Origin of the sequence: Aquabacterium sp. (genome assembly GCF_036273115.1) — a bacterium.
In the GTDB taxonomy this organism is placed as follows: Bacteria; Pseudomonadota; Gammaproteobacteria; order Burkholderiales; family Burkholderiaceae_C; genus Aquabacterium.
Genome location: NZ_DASUIN010000033.1, coordinates 36,154 through 50,862 on the forward strand (window position 1 = coordinate 36,154; position 14,709 = coordinate 50,862).

Below are 14,709 nucleotides of genomic sequence, written 5' to 3' on the forward strand. Positions count from 1 at the left end.
CCGCTTGATCATCCCTTCCGCAGTCTGGAGGGACAAGATCATGAACAAGAACTGGCTCAAGTATCGAAGCTTCATTCTCGGTGCCGCCGCATCAGGCCTGGCCGTCTCAGGCGCCTGGGCCACCTGGTCGGTCATGCGCCCGGATGGTCAGGCGGCGAAGGTGCTGCAGGGCAATGGCCGCCTGGATGTGCAGCGCATTGAAATTGCCACCAAGTTTGCCGGGCAAGTTTTGAGTGTGCCGGTGGACGAGGGCATGAGCGTCAAACCGGGCGATGTGATTGCGCAGATGGACCCGCGCGACTACGAGGCCCAACTGCAAGGCGTGCAGGCCATGCGTCAACGTGCCGCTCAGGCGATGGCACGGGCGCAAGGCGAGGTCAATGTGCAGCGCATCAAGACCGATGTGGCGCAAATGGAGTTGAACAACGCCACCGACATGCGCAAGCAGGAACTCGTGTCTGACTCGGAAGTGCGCAAGCGACTGGCCCAGCGCGATGGGGAGCAAAACGGTGTGCGCATTGCCACCGCGGCAGTCGGTGAAGCCAAGGCGGCGCAGCAAGAGGCCGAGGCCGGCATCAAGCGGCTGACGCAAGCGATTGCCGACCACACGTTGCGGGCACCGGTGGGCGGGCGCATCGAGTACCGGGTGGTCGAGCCCGGTTCGGTCATCCCGGCCGGCGGGCGAGTGGCCACCTTGCTGGACACCTCGCACATTCACATGACCATCTTCCTGCCCTCCACGGCAGCCGGTCAGGTGCGGGTGGGCGACGAAGCGCGCATCGTGCTGGACGCCGCACCGAATATGCCCCTGCCCGCGAAGGTGTCCTTCGTGTCCGCCGAGGCGCAGTTCACGCCCAAGCATGTGGAAACGGCCTCTGAGCGCGAGAAGCTGACCTACCGGGTCAAGCTGGCCTTGTCAGAAGAAACCGCCCTGGCCCATGCGGGCTGGATCAAGGCGGGGCTGACTGGCAACGGCTATGTGCGCGTGCGATCGGAATCCGACTGGCCTGATCAGGCCCCTGTGCCCAGTCCGACGCCCAAGGTGTCGGTGTCAAGCTTGCGTTGGTGAGGCCGTCATGCAGTACGCCGTTCAGGTCGAGCGGGTGTCGCACCGCTATGGCCAGCAAATTGCGCTCAACGACGTCAGCTTGGCCTTGCCCATGGGCAAGACCATTGGCCTGGTTGGGCCCGATGGGGTGGGCAAATCCACCTTGCTGGGTTTGATCTCGGGCACCAAGAAACTGCAGGCCGGCAGCCTGACCGTGCTGGGTGGCGATGTGGCCGATGCCCGCTTCCGAAAGGAACTGTCGCCACGGGTGGCCTACATGCCGCAGGGCCTGGGGCGCAATCTGTATCGCTCGCTGTCGGTGTACGACAACATCGACTTCTCCGCTCGGCTGTTCGGCGTGCCCGCAGCCGAGCGCGATGCCCGCATTCAGCGCCTGATGAAGGCCACCGCGCTGGACCCCTTTCCCGATCGGCCCGCCGGCAAGCTGTCAGGCGGCATGAAGCAGAAGGTGTCACTGTGTGGCGCCTTGGTCCACAACCCTGATTTATTGATTCTGGACGAGCCCACCACGGGCGTGGACCCCTTGTCGCGTCGGCAGTTCTGGGCGCTGGTGGAAAGCCTGCGTGCCGAGCGGCCCCACATGACGGTGCTGGTGGCCACCGCCTACATGGAAGAAGCCGAACGCTTCGAGCACCTGGTGGCCATGGACGAGGGCCGCATCCTGGTGCATGCGCCGACCATCGAGGTGCTGGAACAGACTCGTTCAGCCTCGCTGGAAGAAGCCTATGTGAAGCTGGCCAACAAGGGCGACAGCAGCCCCCTGGTGATTCCGCCCTTGCCTGCGTGGGACGGCCCACCCGCCATGGAAGCGGAAGGCTTGACCCGACGCTTTGGTGACTTCGTGGCCGCGCGCGATGTGACCTTCTCCATCCCGCGTGGCGAGATCTTCGGCTTTCTGGGCTCCAACGGCTGCGGCAAGACCACCACGATGAAGATGCTCACGGGGCTGCTCGACATCACCGAAGGCAGCGCCAAGTTGCTGGGCAAGCCGGTGGATGCGAGCGACCTGCGCACCCGCTTGCACATTGGCTACATGTCGCAGTTGTTCTCGCTGTATGAAGAGCTGTCGGTGCGCCAGAACCTGGCATTGCACGCCAAGCTCTATCGCATGGATCCGGCTGTGGCCCAGCCAGCCATCGAGCAATCGCTGGACACCTTCGAATTGCGAGAGGTGGCCGAGGTCATGCCCTCGCAGTTGTCCTTGGGCATTCGCCAGCGTTTGCAGCTGGCAGCCGCCTGCCTGCACAAGCCTGAGGTGCTGATTCTGGACGAGCCCACCTCGGGCGTGGACCCTGCGGCCCGCGACATGTTCTGGCGCCACATGGTGCGCATGTCACGCGAAGAGGGTGTGACCCTGTTCGTGTCTACCCATTTCATGAACGAGGCCATGCGCTGTGATCGCATCTCGCTCATGCACCGGGGGCGCGTGCTGGCGGTGGGCCAACCTCAGGAGCTGTGCGAACGCCAGGGCTGCGAAACGCTGGAACAGGCTTTCATTGACTACCTCGAAGCCGACAGCGAGACCGAGCATCTGCCCACGCAGAGGCTGGACCATGATCCCCTCGATACAGAAGCCACTGTCGTGCCAGATGGGGTGGCCGCAGCGCATGCGCCTGCATCGCCCGTCGCGCTGTGGTTCAGCCGCATGTGGGCGTTCGCCCAGCGCGAGGCGATGGAGTTGCGCCACGACACCATCCGCTTGGCCTTTGCCGTTCTGGGGCCGATCATCGTGTTGTGCGTGGCCACCTGGGGTTTGAGCTTCGATGTGGAGGGCATTCGCTTTTCGGTGCTCGATCGGGATCAGACCACTGACAGCCGCCGCTTCATCGAGCACTTCGCTGGCTCGCCCCACTTCCTGGAGCAAGCCCCGCTGGACGACGCCGGGCAAATCGACACGCAAATGCGATCAGCCCAATCCTGGCTGGTCATCGACATCCCCCCCGGCTTTGGTCGTGACCTGATTGGCGGGCGTCAACCCGAGGTGGGCTTCTTTGTGGATGGCGGCTCGCTGGTGCGGGCGGCGCACACGGCCAACTCGGTCAAGGCGGTGGCCATTGAGCATGCGGTGAACTTTGCCCGCACCACGCCCGGTGCCGAGGTGCCCACGCTGCCTGTCAATGTCGAGCCTCGCCTGTCTTACAACCAGTCGTATCGCAGCGTGTTTGCGTTCGGCCCCAGCAACCTGATGCTGGCGCTCACGCTCATTCCGGCCATGCTCACGGCCCTGGGTGTGGTGCGCGAAAAGGAGATGGGCACCATCGTCAACCTCTACGCCTCACCCGGCTCGATTGGCGAGTTCCTGGTCGGCAAGCAACTGCCTTACATCGGCTTGAGCGTGCTGAGCTACATCAGCCTGGTGGGCGTGCTGATCGTCGTCTTCGGTGTGCCGTTAAAAGGCAGTGTGCTGGCCTTGACGCTGGGCGCGGTGGCCTATGCCGCGGCCATCACCGCCTTTGGTTTGTTGATCTCGGCGTTTGTGCAAACCCAGGTGGCAGCGCAGTTCCTCACGGCCATTCTGTGCGTGATCATGACCACCAACTTCTCGGGCCTGCTCAGCCCCATCTCCACCTTGCAGGGCGGCAACTACTGGATTGCGGTGGGCTTTCCTGCCTCATGGTTCCAGAAGGTCAGCTTGGGGGTCTTCACCAAAGGCTGGGGCTTGCAATGGGCGCAACTGGGGCCAGCCTGCCTGGTCATGCTGGGCTTTGCCGTGTTGTATCTGGGCGCGGCACGTTGGCTGGTCGCCAAGCAGGAGCGTTGACCATGCACACCTGGTTGTTCAATGTGCTTCACCTCAGCTTGAAAGAGCTGCGTTGCGTCTTGCGTGACCGCACGATGATGGGGGCCATCGTCATCTCCTTCACGGTGGCGGTGTATGTGGTCGCCTTAGGGGCCAAGGCCGATGTCACCCATGTGGCGGTGGGCATTCTCGACTCGGATCATTCCACCTTGTCGCAACGCATTCGCGCGGCGATCCGCCCCCCCTTGTTTCAAGAACCGGTGGACCTGACGCGCGACACCGCCCAGGCCGAGATGGACGAGGGGCGCTACCTGTTCGTGCTCGACATTCCTGAGCATTTCGAAGCCGACGTCCAAGCCCAGCGACCGACCGAGGTGCAGCTTTGGGTCGACGCCACGGCCATGGCCCAGGGGCAATTGGGTGTGGCCTATCTGACCGAGATCGTGCTGCGCGAAACGCTGGACGAATTCAAAGCCAAGGGCATCGATGCGCGCTTGCCCACACGGCCGGTGGTGCATGTGCTGTTCAATCCCAACACCACCACCAGTTGGTTTACTTCGGTCATGCAGCTCATCAACAACGTCACCGTGTTGTCGGTGGTGCTGGTGGGGGCGGCGGTGATCCGAGAGCGCGAAAAGGGCACCATCGAGCACTTGCTGGTCATGCCCGTTCGGCCCAGCGAAATCGCGGTGGCCAAGATCTTGGCCAATGGCTTGGTGATTCTGGTGGCGGTGGCCGTGTCCGTCCTGGCCATTGTCAAAGGCCTGCTGCTGGTGCCGGTGGAGGGGTCGGTCGTGTTGTTCCTGATGGGCACAGGTCTGTATTTGTTCTCGCTCACCGCGCTGGGCATCTTGCTGGCCACCGTGGCCTCGTCCATGCCGCAGTTTGGCCTGTTGGCGGTGCCCGTTTTCGTTGTGATGTACCTGTTGTCGGGCTCGGCCACGCCAGTGGAAAACATGCCGCTGTGGTTGCAGCACCTGATGCAGTTGTCGCCCTCCACCCATTACGTCAAGCTGGCGCAGGGCATTTTGTACCGCGCAGCCGGGGTCGACATCGTCTGGCCCCAGATGGTGGCCGTGGGGGGCATTGGCGCCGCGTTTCTCGCGCTGGCCTTGCTGCGTTTTCGAAGCATGTTGGCCCGCCAGGGCTGAAGAACCAGGAGGCGCCCCATGTGCAGCCCATTTCAGAATCTCCAGAACGGCATCAGCGTCGGCGTAGCTCGCCTGTGTGTGCTCGGCGGGGTGGTGGCCTTGGCCGGCTGTTCCACCGTGCGAGTCGAGATGCCCCCCACCACGCTGCAGTTGCCCGATCGCTTCGAGGCGGTGGACACGCCGGGCACGCGCGGGGCTGATCTGGCTCGCTGGTGGCAGGGCCTGAACGACCCCATTCTCACGGCCTTCATCGAAGAAGGCTTGAGCCACAACGCCGATGTGAAGATCGCCTTGGCGCGCATCCAGGAAGCGCGCGCCTATCACGGTATGGCCGAGTCGGCTTTCTTTCCCACGGTGGAAGGGGCCGCAGGTGCCTCGCGAACCCGGCAGACCTCCCATCTGCCCTTGAACGTGAAACCGGAGGTGGCGCTGCCCTTGCCCATTCCCGTCACCATCGGCTTGCCGCCGGTGTCGCAAGACCTGCGCATGCCCTTGGGCAACACCACGGCTGGATCGCTGATGGCCACTTGGGAGCTGGATCTGTTTGGTGCCCGTCATGCCGATGCCGACATGGTGCAGCAGCTGATCTACGGGGCGCAAGAGCAGCAGCACGGGGCGCAGCTGCTGGTCGCAGCTGACATCGCGACACGCTATTTCGAAGCGCGTGGCGCCGAACGCCGCCTGGCCGTCTTGATGCAAGCGGTTCAGGTGGCCGAGCGTGGCCATCTGTATGCCCAGGGTCGTTTCCAGTCCGGCCATGCCGATGCCAGTGAAGTCGACCGCGCCGAGATGCAGTGGCGCGCCGCGCAGGCGCAGATTCAGCCGCTCAAGGCCTTGATCGCCAGCCATGTGCGACGCATTGCCGTGCTGATGGGGCGATCACCCCAGGCCTTGCCCGCTCTGCCCAGCTTGCCTGCGTCCACCGCATCGCAGTCCCATGCCGCCGCTCTGCCGCCCCTGCCGGCGGTCTTGCCCGGAGAGGTTCTGGCGCGTCGGCCCGATGTGCGAGGCATGGCACGCAAGGTGTTGTCGCAAGTGGCCAAGGTGGGCTCAGCCAAAGCCGAACTGTTCCCCAAGTTCTATCTGGGCCTGGGTGCGTCCGCGGGGCGCCTGCATCCCGACCACGAGGGGGGGCAGAATTTCGGTACCCAGATGCTGGGCGTGGGCATGCGCTTGCCGATCTTCGAGGCCGGGCGAATTCGCCAGCACATTGCGGCCCAGGAGGCGCAGCTCCAAGGGCTGGCCATTCAGTACGAGCAAATGGTGCTGGGCGCCCTGGAAGATGTCGAAAACGTTTACACCGCGCATCGGGCCTTCTCTGATAAGGCCGAACGCTTGACCCAGGCGGCCCGATTGGCCGAGCAGATTGCGCAGCGCAAGATGGCCTTGTTCAAGTCCGGGCAAGAGTTGTTGCAGGTGGCGCTGGAGGCTCAGGCTCAGGCCCTGCAGAAAGAAGACGACGCCATTCAGGCACGCACCTGCGTCGACACCTACACCGTGCTGTTGTACAAGGCGTTGGGCGGTGGGTGGTCTGAGCCTGATCGGGGTGTGCAAATGGCCGGGCCAGCAGGTTATTGGAAGACGGCGGTTGCGCCTTGATCTGGCGCAAGGGTGGTGGCTGGTCTACTCCTTCAGAACGATGGGGATAGTACGCGCACAACGCGCCCTCGTTCTTTTGCCGATCGGGGTACTCCCTTGAGGAGGATGTTGAAGTCGGGCGCAAATAACCACACTCGGAGACATGGAAAAGGAGAACTTCCATGTCTACTGGTAATCGAGGCAAGGCCTTATCTGTTCTGATCGTCAGCACGCTCGCATTCACGGTGTGCTTCATGGTGTGGATGATGTTCGGCGTCATCGGCATCCCCCTCAAAAAGCAGCTGGGCCTCACGGCCACGCAGTTCGGTCTGCTCACCGCCACGCCGGTGCTGACCGGCTCGTTGGTGCGGGTGCCCTTGGGCATCTGGACCGACCGCTTCGGTGGTCGCATTGTGCTGTTTGTCGTCATGCTGCTGTGCGTGCCGGCCATCTTCATGATGAGCTACGCCACCGAGTACTGGCACTTCCTGGTGCTGGGCTTGTTTGTGGGCTTGGCGGGGGGCTCCTTTTCAGTGGGCACGCCTTATGTGGCGCGTTGGTTCCCCAAGAACCAACAGGGCTTTGCCATGGGGGTGTTCGGTGCCGGTAACTCGGGCGCGGCCGTCAACAAGTTTGTGGCGCCTGTGATTCTGGTGGCCGCAGGCTGGGCCATGGTGCCCAAGGTCTACGCGGCCATCATGCTCGGCACCGCCATCATCTTCTGGTTTGGCAGTGCGCACGATCCCAAGCACCTGGTGCCCGCCAAGAAGGGCGGCTTCATGGCGCAGCTCAAGGCCCTGAAGGACCCGAAGGTGCTGAAGTACTGTCAGTACTACTCCATCGTGTTCGGCGGCTATGTGGGCCTGGCACTGTGGATGGTGCAGTACTACGTGGGTGAGTACGGTCTCGACATCCGGGTCGCAGCGCTGTTGGCCGCTTGCTTCTCGCTGCCGGGTGGTGTGCTGCGTGCGATCGGTGGCTATCTGTCTGACAAGCACGGCGCGCACAAGGTGACCTGGTGGGTGATGTGGGCTTGCTGGATCTGCACCTTCTTGCTGAGCTACCCGCAAACCGATTTCACCATCACCACGGTGAATGGCCCTCAGACCTTCCACATTGGTCTGAACGTGTACTGGTTCACCGCCATCATGGGTGTGCTGGGTGTGGCCATGGCTTTCGGCAAGGCCTCGGTGTTCAAGTACATCAGCAATGACTACCCCGACAACATTGGCACCATCTCCGGCATCGTCGGTCTGGCTGGTGGCTTGGGTGGCTTCATCCTGCCCATCATGTTCGGCTACCTGCTGGACCTGACCGGTGTGCGCTCCAGTGCTTTCATGCTGCTCTACGGCGTGGTCTGGGTCTCGCTGATCTGGATGTACTGGACCGAAGTGCGCCAGACCGAAGTGATGGGCGACAACGCCCCTGCTGCCCCCTTCAGCCAGTCTTTCAAGCACTGAGCTCGATTTCTCAAGCCCGGTCCACCGCAATTGGCCCGGGCTTTCTGTTTTCACCAAGGAATTACCATGGCCAAGATCCAAAACTGGAAGCCGGAAGATCCGACCTTCTGGCGTGAACAAGGCAGTGCGCTGGCTTGGCGCACCTGCGGCGTCACCACCTTCTCACTCATCTTTTCGTTTGCCACCTGGTTCGTCATGAGCGCCGTCGTGGTGCGCATGCCCGCCATCGGCTTCAAGTTCACCACCTCTGAGTTGTTCTGGCTGGCGGCCATTCCCGGCCTGGCCTCAGGCATCTTGCGCCTGATCCACTCCAACTTCATTCCGGTGCTCGGCACCCGTCCGGTGGTCAGCATCTCGACCATCATCAAGGTCATTCCCATGATCTGGTTGGGCTATGCGGTGCAAGACCTCAACACGCCCTGGACCACCTTCATGATCATCGGGTTCCTGTGCGGCATGGGTGGGGGCGACTTCTCGTCCTTCATGCCCTCGACCTCGATCTTCTTCCCCAAGCGCCTGCAAGGTCTGGCCATGGGTGTGCAAGCCGGTCTGGGCAACTTTGGTGTGTCCATCGTGCAGTTCGTGGCCCCCTGGATCATCGGTCTGGCCGCACTGGGCGCGACCGCTGGTGGCCCGCAAGTGTTCACCAAGGGTGAGCCCATCAAGGGCGCGCTGACGGTTGTCAAGGAAGGCAAGCTCGTCAAGGACGTGAGCGTGGCCAAGGCCGAATACGCCGATGCCGTGCAAATCATCCGCGATGAAGCCGGCACCATCACCGACGTCAAGCTGGTCGAGACCGACAAGGTCAAGCTGATCAAGGCTGATGTAGAAAAGGATGCCAATGGCGTGATCACTGCCGTGCACCCCACCAAGGGCATGGGCGTGGAAGTCAAGCGCAACGAAGCTGGTGCCATCACCGATGTGGCCTTGCGCAATGTGGTGAAGAAGCCCATGTGGCTGCAAAACGCGGCTTTTGTGTGGGTGCCTTTCCTGGTGCTGGCCGCCATCTTGTCGGTCGTGTTCCTGCGCAGCCTGCAAATGCCTTCGCGTGGCTTCATGGGCCAGTTCGAAATCCTGAGCAACCGCAACCGTGCGCGTGTCCACACCTGGAACTGCACGATGACCTACATCTGCTCTTTCGGCTCGTTCTCCGGTTTCTCGGCAGCCTTCCCCATGCTGATCAAGACCCTGTACGGTGGCTTCGATGGTGCGCCTGATCCCCTGCAATACGCGTACATCGGCCCGCTGCTGGGTGGCCTGGTTCGCATGTTGATGGGCGGCCTCTTCGACAGGATCGGCGGCTCCAAGGGCATGCAGTGGACCACTGTGGGTCAAATTGGCGGCGTGATCTTCCTGGTCGTCGGTGGCTACTTGACCCCCACCAGCATCGAGCAGTTCAGCGGCTTCCTGTGGGGCATGCTGTGGATCTTCCTGATGTCCGGCATCAACAACGCGGCCACCTTCCGCCAGTACCCCATCGTGTTTGCCTACTCGCCTGCCAAGGGCGCGCAAATGCTGGGCTGGACCGGCGCCTGGGCGGCCTTCGGTCCCTTCGTGTGGAACTCGCTGATTGCCACTTCGATTGACAAGACCGGAACCGTCAACGCCTTCTTCATCGGCGCAGCCGTGTTCTACGTCTACTCGCTGTTCATCAACTGGTGGTACTACACCCGCAATGGCGCCGAACGTTTCGACTACGGCAATGCCGGCGGCACCTGGTGGGACAAGCTGTCTGACGCCGAGAAGGAGCGCATGAAGCGCATCGACTTGGGCCAGGCCGCCTGACATCGCTCAAAAGGAGTAGTGCCGTGGACATCCTCGTCAATGCCGGCGCCGTGGCTTACGGCGTCACCCTGGTGGTGGCCACCTTCGTGCGCCACCCGCTGACCGAAGCCATGCGCATCGATGCGCTCTTCATCCCGCAAGCCAGCGAGCGTACGCGCCCCTTGAACTTGCTGATGGGAGTAGCTATTGCGGGGTATGGCGCCTGGTCGCTGCTTTCGAGATGATTGCCCACAGGGCTCTCCATTCATCCCAAGGAAAACAACATGAGTCACTTTCTTGACCGTTTGACCTTCTTCTCGCAACCGAAAGAGTCGTTTGCAGAGGGTCACGGCGTTACCAACGGTGAAGACCGCACCTGGGAAGACGCCTATCGCAATCGCTGGCAGCACGACAAGATCGTGCGCTCTACGCACGGTGTGAACTGCACGGGCTCTTGCTCGTGGAAGGTCTACGTCAAGGGTGGCATCGTGACCTGGGAAACCCAGCAAACCGACTACCCCCGCACCCGCGATGATCTGCCCAACCACGAACCCCGTGGTTGCGCCCGCGGTGCCAGCTACTCCTGGTATCTGTACAGTGCCAACCGTGTCAAGCATCCCATGGTGCGTGGCGAGTTGCTCAAGCACTGGCGTGCGGCCCGCAAGGTCGCCAAGTCCCCAGTCGACGCTTGGGCCACCCTGATGAGCAACCCCGAGACTCGCCGCTCCTGGCAAAAGGAGCGCGGCTTGGGTGGTTTCGTTCGTTCCAGCTGGGACGAAGTCAACGAGATCGTGGCGGCGTCCAACGTCTACACCATCAAGCAATACGGTCCGGACCGCATCATCGGCTTCTCGCCGATCCCTGCGATGTCCATGATCAGCTATGCCGCCGGCAGCCGCTATCTCAGCCTGATCGGTGGCGTGTGCATGTCGTTCTACGACTGGTACTGCGACTTGCCACCTTCCAGCCCACAAATCTGGGGTGAGCAAACCGACGTGCCCGAGTCGGCCGACTGGTACAACTCGAACTACATCATTGCCTGGGGCTCGAACGTGCCTCAGACCCGTACCCCCGATGCCCACTTCTTCACCGAAGTGCGTTACAAGGGCACGAAGACTGTGGCGGTCACGCCCGACTACTCCGAAGTGGCCAAGCTCGCCGACATCTGGATGCACCCCAAGCAGGGCACCGATGCGGCCGTGGCCATGGCCATGGGGCATGTGATCCTCAAGGAGTTCTACTTCGGTGAAGGTGAGCGCAAGCGCAGCGCCTACTTCGATGATTACGCCCGCCGCTACACCGACTTGCCCATGCTGGTCATGCTCGAAGAGCAAGACACCCCAGCTGGCAAGGCCCTGGTTCCCGGCCGCTACCTGCGCGCCAGCGACATGGTCGGCGACCTGGCCCAAGGCACCAACACCGAATGGAAGACCCTGGCCTACAACGCCGACGGCAGCGTCGTCGTGCCCAATGGCTCCATCGGCTTCCGCTGGGGTGCCGCAGGCCGCTCTGACGAAGGCAAGTGGAACCTCGAAACCAAGGAGGGCGTGGGCAACGCCGAAGTCAGCCTGAAGCTGTCTGTGCTGGAAGACGCCAGCAAGGCCGAAGTGGTGCCGGCTGATGTCAACAAGGTTGCCTTCCCTTACTTCGGTGGCATCGACACCCCGAACTTCAAGTCGAACAAGCAAGGCGATGTGCTGCTGCGCAACGTGCCCATGCAGCGCCTGACCATCCAGAAGGACGGCCAGTCCAAGGACGTCTGGGTTGCCACCGTGTTCGACCTGCAAGTGGCCAGCTACGGTGTCAACCGTGGCCTGAAGAACGCGCAAGGCCAACTGGTAGACGATGGTGCTCAGTCGTACGACGACAACGTGCCTTACACCCCGGCTTGGCAAGAGCAGATCACGGGTGCGCCACGCGAGCAAGTGCTCACCGTGGCCCGCCAGTTTGCTGACAACGCCGACAAGACCAAGGGTCGCTCCATGGTCATCATCGGCGCGGCCATGAACCACTGGTACCACTGCGACATGAACTACCGCGGCATCATCAACATGCTGATGATGTGCGGCTGTATCGGCCAATCGGGCGGCGGCTGGGCTCACTATGTGGGCCAGGAAAAGCTGCGGCCCCAAACCGGCTGGACCGCCTTGGCGTTCGCGCTGGACTGGGTGCGCCCACCCCGTCAACAGAATTCCACCAGCTTCTTCTATGCCCACACCGATCAGTGGCGCTATGAAAAGCTGGGCGTCAGCGAAGTGCTTTCGCCACTGGCCGACAAGGCCAAGTTCGGCGGCAGCATGATCGACTACAACGTGCGCGCCGAGCGCATGGGCTGGTTGCCTTCCGCACCGCAACTGCAGACCAACCCGCTGGAAGTGGCCAAGGCCGCTGCCCAGAAGGGCCTGGATGCGAAGGACTACACCGCTGCCGCCTTGAAGGATGGCAGCCTGAAGATGTCTTGCGAGGATCCGGACAATCCGCTGAACTGGCCGCGCAACATGTTCGTGTGGCGCTCCAACATCCTGGGCTCGTCCGGCAAGGGTCACGAGTACTTCCTCAAGCACCTGTTGGGCACCACCCACGGCGTGCAGGGCAAGGACCTGGGCCCCAACGATGCCAAGCCGCAAGAAGTGGAATGGCACAACCAGGCGCCGGAAGGCAAGCTCGACCTGTTGGTCACGCTGGACTTCCGCATGAGCACCACCTGTCTGTACTCCGACATCGTGTTGCCCACCGCCACCTGGTACGAGAAGAACGACCTCAACACGTCCGACATGCACCCCTTCATCCACCCGCTGTCTGCGGCCGTGGATCCCGCATGGGAAGCCCGTTCTGACTGGGAGATCTACAAGGGCTTTGCCCAGAAGTTCTCTGAAGTGTGCGTGGGGCACCTGGGTGCCGAACGCGAAGTGGTGCTCACCCCCATCATGCACGACACCGCTGCCGAACTGGCTCAGCCTTTCGGTGTGCAAGAGTGGAAGAAGGGCGAGATCGACCTCATTCCCGGCAAGACTGCACCGCAGATCACCGTGGTCGAGCGCGACTACCCCAACACATTCAAGCGCTTCACCTCGCTGGGCCCGCTGATGAACAAGCTGGGCAACGGTGGCAAGGGCATTGGCTGGAACACACAGGACGAAGTCCATGCGCTGGGCGAGCTCAATGGCACCGTGCGCGAAGAAGGTGTGAGCCAGGGAATGCCCAAGATCGTGTCCGACATCGACGCCACCGAAGTGGTGCTGATGCTGGCGCCCGAAACCAACGGTCATGTGGCCGTGAAGGCTTGGGAAGCACTGGGCAAGCAAACCGGTCGTGACCACACCCATCTGGCCCTGCACCGCGAAGACGAGAAGATCCGTTATCGCGACATCCAGGCTCAGCCTCGCAAGATCATTTCCTCGCCCACCTGGTCGGGTCTGGAAAGCGAAAAGGTGTCTTACAACGCCGGCTACACCAATGTGCACGAGCTGATTCCATGGCGCACCCTCACGGGTCGTCAGCAGTTCTACATGGATCACCCCTGGATGCTGGCGTTCGGCGAAGGCTTCGTGTCGTATCGCCCACCGGTTGACCTCAAGACCTTGGATGACATCAAGGGCATCAAGTCCAACGGCAACAAGGAAATTGCGCTCAACTTCATCACGCCGCACCAGAAGTGGGGCATTCACTCGACCTACTCCGACAACCTGTTGATGCTCACGCTCAACCGCGGTGGTCCGGTGATCTGGCTGAGTGAAGACGATGCCAAGAGCGCAGGCATTGTCGACAACGACTGGGTGGAACTGTTCAACACCAATGGCGCGATTGCGGCGCGTGCTGTGGTCAGCCAGCGGGTGAACAACGGCATGGTCCTGATGTATCACGCACAGGAAAAGATCGTGAACACCCCGGGCTCGGAAATCACCGGCACTCGCGGTGGTATCCATAACTCGGTGACCCGAGTGGTGCTGAAGCCCACACACATGATTGGTGGTTACGCCCAGTTCAGCTACGGCTTCAACTACTACGGAACGATTGGCACCAACCGCGATGAGTTCGTGGTCGTGCGCAAGATGAACAAGGTTGATTGGCTCGACGACGAGTCTTCGACCCAAGGAGCACACGCATGAAGATCCGTGCACAAATCGGCATGGTCCTGAATCTGGACAAGTGCATTGGTTGCCACACCTGCTCGGTGACCTGCAAGAACGTCTGGACCAGTCGCCCTGGCGTGGAATACGCCTGGTTCAACAACGTTGAAACCAAGCCCGGCATTGGTTACCCCAAGGAGTGGGAAAACCAGGACAAGTGGAATGGCGGCTGGGTTCGCAAGGCCGACGGCAAGATTCAGCCCCGCCAAGGCGGCAAGCTGAGCCTGCTGATGAAGATCTTCGCCAACCCCAACTTGCCTGAGATCGACGACTACTACGAGCCCTTCACCTTCGACTACGAGCACCTTCACTCGGCGCCCAAGTCCAAGGCCGCGCCCACTGCGCGCCCTCGCAGCTTGATCACTGGCAAGCGCATGGAGAAGATCGAGTGGGGCCCCAACTGGGAGGAAATCCTGGGTGGCGAGTTCAGCAAGCGCAGCAAGGACAAGAACTTCGACGAAGTCCAGAAGGACATCTACGGCCAGTTCGAAAACACCTTCATGATGTACTTGCCTCGCCTGTGCGAGCACTGCCTGAACCCGGCGTGTGTGGCATCGTGCCCATCGGGCTCGATCTACAAGCGCGAAGAAGACGGCATCGTGTTGATCGACCAGGACAAGTGCCGCGGCTGGCGCATGTGCGTTTCCGGCTGCCCTTACAAGAAGATCTACTACAACTGGCAGTCCGGCAAGGCCGAGAAGTGCATCTTCTGCTACCCGCGCATTGAAGCAGGCCAGCCGACGGTCTGCTCCGAGACCTGTGTGGGCCGCATCCGCTATCTGGGCGTGCTGCTGTATGACGCTGATCAGATCCAGGC

General features: G+C 61.9%; 9 protein-coding genes. All 9 read left to right on the forward strand.

The window, feature by feature from the left end; genetic code table 11:
• Nucleotides 1-40 precede the first annotated feature (40 nt).
• A complete protein-coding gene (locus tag VFW72_RS15365) occupies nt 41-1,069 on the forward strand; it encodes an HlyD family secretion protein (RefSeq protein WP_329675165.1) in 1,029 nt (342 codons plus the stop codon).
• A 7-nt stretch (nt 1,070-1,076) separates the two neighbouring features.
• Nucleotides 1,077-3,830, forward strand: a complete 2,754-nt coding sequence (rbbA, locus tag VFW72_RS15370; RefSeq protein ID WP_329675166.1) for a ribosome-associated ATPase/putative transporter RbbA — start codon at nt 1,077-1,079, stop codon at nt 3,828-3,830.
• A 2-nt stretch (nt 3,831-3,832) separates the two neighbouring features.
• Nucleotides 3,833-4,960, forward strand: coding sequence for an ABC transporter permease (locus tag VFW72_RS15375; protein WP_329675167.1), 1,128 nt, complete (start codon nt 3,833-3,835; stop codon nt 4,958-4,960).
• Nucleotides 4,961-4,978: 18 nt separating this feature from the next.
• Nucleotides 4,979-6,559: a TolC family protein gene (locus VFW72_RS15380; protein WP_329675168.1), complete on the forward strand. Its 1,581-nt coding sequence runs from the start codon at nt 4,979-4,981 to the stop codon at nt 6,557-6,559.
• Between the two features lie 161 nt (nt 6,560-6,720).
• Nucleotides 6,721-7,998, forward strand: coding sequence for a nitrate/nitrite transporter (locus VFW72_RS15385; RefSeq protein WP_329675169.1), 1,278 nt, complete (start codon nt 6,721-6,723; stop codon nt 7,996-7,998).
• 66 nt (nt 7,999-8,064) lie between these two features.
• The gene (locus VFW72_RS15390) at nt 8,065-9,783 is read left to right on the forward strand and encodes a hypothetical protein (RefSeq protein WP_329675170.1); all 1,719 of its coding nucleotides are present in this window, start codon (nt 8,065-8,067) and stop codon (nt 9,781-9,783) included.
• Between the two features lie 23 nt (nt 9,784-9,806).
• Nucleotides 9,807-10,007 carry a hypothetical protein gene (locus VFW72_RS15395; RefSeq protein ID WP_329675171.1) on the forward strand — a complete coding sequence of 67 codons (201 nt, stop codon included), beginning with the start codon at nt 9,807-9,809 and terminating at the stop codon, nt 10,005-10,007.
• Nucleotides 10,008-10,046: 39 nt separating this feature from the next.
• The gene (locus VFW72_RS15400; protein ID WP_329675172.1) at nt 10,047-13,871 is read left to right on the forward strand and encodes a nitrate reductase subunit alpha; all 3,825 of its coding nucleotides are present in this window, start codon (nt 10,047-10,049) and stop codon (nt 13,869-13,871) included.
• Nucleotides 13,868-14,709 (forward strand): nitrate reductase subunit beta (gene narH / locus VFW72_RS15405; protein WP_329675173.1); only part of this gene is annotated, 842 nt, incomplete at its 3' end. The genes VFW72_RS15400 and narH, both read left to right, overlap by 4 nt.

Bases quoted from the DNA above. Each gene is read 5' to 3' on its own strand.
- VFW72_RS15365 (WP_329675165.1), top strand. From the start codon at position 41: ATGAACAAGAACTGGCTCAAGTATCGAAGCTTCATTCTCGGTGCCGCC.
- rbbA (WP_329675166.1), top strand. From the start codon at position 1,077: ATGCAGTACGCCGTTCAGGTCGAGCGGGTGTCGCACCGCTATGGCCAG.
- VFW72_RS15375 (WP_329675167.1), top strand. From the start codon at position 3,833: ATGCACACCTGGTTGTTCAATGTGCTTCACCTCAGCTTGAAAGAGCTG.
- VFW72_RS15380 (WP_329675168.1), top strand. From the start codon at position 4,979: ATGTGCAGCCCATTTCAGAATCTCCAGAACGGCATCAGCGTCGGCGTA.
- VFW72_RS15385 (WP_329675169.1), top strand. From the start codon at position 6,721: ATGTCTACTGGTAATCGAGGCAAGGCCTTATCTGTTCTGATCGTCAGC.
- VFW72_RS15390 (WP_329675170.1), top strand. From the start codon at position 8,065: ATGGCCAAGATCCAAAACTGGAAGCCGGAAGATCCGACCTTCTGGCGT.
- VFW72_RS15400 (WP_329675172.1), top strand. From the start codon at position 10,047: ATGAGTCACTTTCTTGACCGTTTGACCTTCTTCTCGCAACCGAAAGAG.